Source organism: Actinomycetospora sp. (assembly GCF_055612215.1).
The window spans coordinates 1-3,888 of the sequence record NZ_JBVPVA010000970.1; the positions used below are offsets into that span (position 1 = coordinate 1).

Sequence of the window (3,888 nt, forward strand, 5' to 3'; positions counted from 1 at the left end):
AGCGGCGTCCGCGCGAAGCCCCCGACCAGCCGGAGCCCCGCGAGCGCCGTGGCCTCGACCCCGGCGTCGGCGAGGGTCCGGGTGAGCAGCGCGACGAGCCCCTCGCACGACTCGCGCAGCAGGTCCTCGAGCTCGCCCCGCGAGGACCACGCCGAGGGCGCGCCGCCCGGCAGCGGGATCTCGGCCTGCTCGGCGTCGGAGAGGCGCTCGCGGGCGGCCCGCACGTCCTCGACGAGCACCTGGCGGTGGCGCCGGTCGGGCAGCGTCGACCCCGTGACCACCGCCCGCACCCGGTCCGCGCCCGAGGCGTCGTCGGGGAGCGCGGCGAGGACCGCGCGCAGCAGCAGCTCGTCCGCGTCGTCACCGCCGAAGGCCCCCGAGGAGCGCTCGGCGAGCACGGCGGCCTCGGGTCCGGTCGTCACCACGGCCGCCCGGGCCGTGCGGGTCCCGACGTCGAGCACCGCGACCGGCCCGTCCGGCGCACCCCACGGACGCATCCACGCGACGTGCGCCGCCACCGCGACCGGCTCGGGCACCAGCACCAGCTCGGCGGCGAGCCCCGCCCCGGCGCGGCGGAGCACCTCGCGCCGCGACGCCCCCCACGAGGCGGGGTGCGTGAGCACCAGCGTCGCCGGCCGGGCCCCGCGCAGGACGGGCGCGGCGCGGTCGACGGTGGCGGCGAAGACGGCGCCGAGGGCCTCGCCGACCCCGACGACGCGGGTGCCGAGCACGAGCGTCGGCTCGTCGACGTGGCGCCGCGGCGAGGGCTCGAACCGGGAGGGGTCGGCGGCCGCGCGCCGGCGGGCCTCGTGGCCGGTCAGGAGCGCCTCGCCGTCGTCGGGGGCCAGGACGGCGGCGAGCTCGAGGTCGAGCTCGGTGACCTCGCCCCCGTCGTCGACGGCCGCCGCGACGCCGAACTCGCCGAGGTCGACCGCGACGCGCGGAGCGCTCACGGCGGATCGCCGCCGGCCGCGTCACCGGCGCCGTCGGGAGGCCCCGTGACCGCCCGGATCGGGGTGTCGGGGTCGCGCCACGCCAGCTGCACGAGGGTCTCGCCGTGGCGGCGGGTGACGAGCACCGCGCGCCCCGGCGGACGCGGGCCGGGCCGGGCGGCGCCGACGAGCGGGCCCTCGTCGCGGCTGCCGTTGCCGACCAGCCCCGGCGTCGCGAGCTCGCGCAGCCGGATGAGCACCGGTTCGAACATCGCCCGCGCCGACCCCCCGGCCCGCCGGGCCACCACGAGGTGCAGCCCGACGTCCTTGGCCTGCGCGAGCAGGTCGACGAGCGGGGCGAGCGGGTTGCCCGAGGGAGCAGCGACGAGGTCGTAGTCGTCGACGAGCAGGAACACCTCCGGCCCGGTCCACCAGGAGCGGGCCCGCAGCTGCTCGGGGGTGACGTCGGGACCGGGCAGCCGCTTGCGCAGGGACGCCACCAGGTCCGCGACCGCCGCGGTGAGCGCCTCCGCGCTCGAGGTGTAGCTGATGAGGTGCTCCGAGTCGACCGCGCCGAGGAGGCCGCGACGGTAGTCGACGATCATCAGCCGGGCCTGCTGCGGGGTGTAGCGGGTGACCACCTGGTGGGCGAGCAGGCGCAGCAGCGCCGTCTTGCCGGACTCGCCGTCGGCGTAGACCACCAGGTGCGGGTCGGCGGACACGTCGAGCAGGACCGGGGCGAGCCGGTCCTCGTCCACGCCGATCGGCAGCAGGTGCCGCTCCCCCTCGCCGGGACCCGGCAGCTCGGTGACCTCGATGCGCTCGGGCAGCAGCCGCACCGGCGGCACCGTCGGGCCGTGCCAGGCCGCCGCCACCGCGGGCGCGGGGTCGTCCTCGGGGAGCGCGACGAGCACGTGGTGGCGGTCGGGGGCCAGGCCCCGCCCGGGACGGCCCGCCGGGACGGTGGCGGCGACGCGGCGGTCGACCTCGGACTCGCCGGGGTCGCCGAGGCGCAGCTCCACCCGGGTCCCGAGCAGGTCCTTCAGCGCGGGACGGAGCTCGGCCCAGCGGCTCACGGCGATGGCGACGTGCACGCCGTAGGACAGGCCCGCCGTCGCCAGCGAGATGATCGTCGGCTCCAGCGCCTCGTGGTCGGCGCGGAACGCGTGCCAGCCGTCGATGACCAGGACGAGGTCGCCGAGCCCGTCGTCGCCGGTGACGCGCTCCCCGCGCCGGCGCCGGGCGCGCAGGTCGGCGGCCGAGGTGATGCCGTGCTCGCGGAACCACCGCTCGCGGCCGGCGAGGACGGCGGCCACCTCGGCCACCACACGGCGCACCAGGTCGGCGTCGCCCCGTCCGGCCACGGTCCCGACGTGGGGCAGCGCGGCGAGCCCGCCCAGCGTGCCGCCCCCGAGGTCGACGACCTGGAAGGCGAGCTCGGCGGGGGTGTGGGTGAGCGCGGCCGCGGTGACGAGGGCGCGCAGCGTCGTCGACTTCCCCGACTGCGGCCCGCCGGCCACCACGACGTGGCCCGCCGCCCCGGCCAGGTCGGCCCACAGCAGGTCCCGACGCTGCTCGTAGGGCCGGTCGACCAGCCCGAGCGGGAGGCGCAGCGACCCGTTGGCCGGGAAGCCGGGCGCGCACAGCCCGCGGTCGGGGGTCTCGTGCAGCGGCGGGAGGAGCGCCTCGAGCGCCGTCGGCCCCTCCAGCGGCGGGAGCCACACCTCGTGGGCGGGCGGGCCGGCCTCGCGCAGCCGCTCCACGACGGCGTCGAGCACGCTCGGCTCGGTGGTGTCGGACTCCGCGAGCGCGCCCGGGTCCTCGTCGGGCCCCGGTGCCAGGGCGGGCGGCAGGTCCACCCAGCCGCCGTGGAAGGGGCGCGGCGGGCGCGCGGCGGTCCGGGCGCCGGTCAGGGGCGCCGGCCGCGGCCGGGCCTCGCGGCGGTACGGCCCCGAGACGTAGCCGGCGGTGAAGCGGACCATCGTCGAGGTGTCCGAGCGCAGGTAGCCGACGCCGGGCACCGAGGGCAGCGACGCGGCGTCCGGCACGCCGAGGACGGCGCGGGAGTCCGCGGCGGAGAACGTCTTCAGCCCGATCCGGTAGGACAGGTGCGAGTCGAGCCCGCGCAGCCGGCCCTCGTCGAGGCGCTGCGAGGCGAGCAGCAGGTGGATCTGCAGCGAGCGCCCCAGCCGGCCGATCGCGGTGAACAGGTCGGCGAGGTCGGGCTTCTGGTGCAGCAGCTCGGAGAACTCGTCGACCACGACGAAGAGCGCCGGCAGCGGCTCGAGGTCCGCGCCGCGCTCCCGGGCGCGCTCGTAGTCCGCGACGCTCGCGAGGTTCCCGGCCGCGCGCAGCAGCTCCTGCCGCCGGTTCATCTCCCCCGCCAGCGCGTCCTGCATGCGGTCGACGAGCCCGAGGTCGTCGGCGAGGTTGGTGATCACCGCGGCCACGTGCGGCGCCGCGGCGAGCCCGGCGAAGGTGGCGCCGCCCTTGAAGTCGACGAGCACCAGGTTGAGCGCCGCCGAGGAGTGCGTCGTGACGAGGCCGAGGACGAGGGTGCGCAGCAGCTCGGACTTACCGGAACCGGTGGCGCCGACGCACAGCCCGTGCGGGCCCATCCCCTCCTGCGCGGCCTCCTTGAGGTCGAGCTCCACCGGCTCGCCGTCCTCGCCGATCCCGAACGGCACCCGCAGGCGTTCGTGCACGGCGCGGGGCCGCCAGGCGGCGGCGACGTCGAAGGTGTCCGGGTCGCCGTCCACGCCGAGCAGCTCGAGCAGGCCCGGCGTCGAGGGGCCGGCCTCGTCGCGCGCCGCGCCGGGCGTCCAGCAGGGCGCGATCCGCCGGGCCAGCGCCTCGGCCTCCGGTCCGGACAGCCCGTCCGGGCGCCCGAACCACTCGATCCCGCCGGGCGCGCTCCCGCTGCCCGCCCCGATCCGGTCCCCGCCCGCGGGGTCCT

Annotated in this window: 2 protein-coding genes; both read right to left on the minus strand. The window is 78.5% G+C overall.

What is annotated here, in order from left to right; translation table 11 throughout:
- Window positions 1-953: Hsp70 family protein (locus AC0CYZ_RS26440; protein WP_472220902.1), on the minus strand; the 953-nt coding region annotated here is incomplete at its 3' end.
- Window positions 950-3,888 (minus strand): type VII secretion protein EccCb (gene eccCb / locus AC0CYZ_RS26445; protein WP_472220904.1); only part of this gene is annotated, 2,939 nt, incomplete at its 5' end. The genes eccCb and AC0CYZ_RS26440, both read right to left, overlap by 4 nt.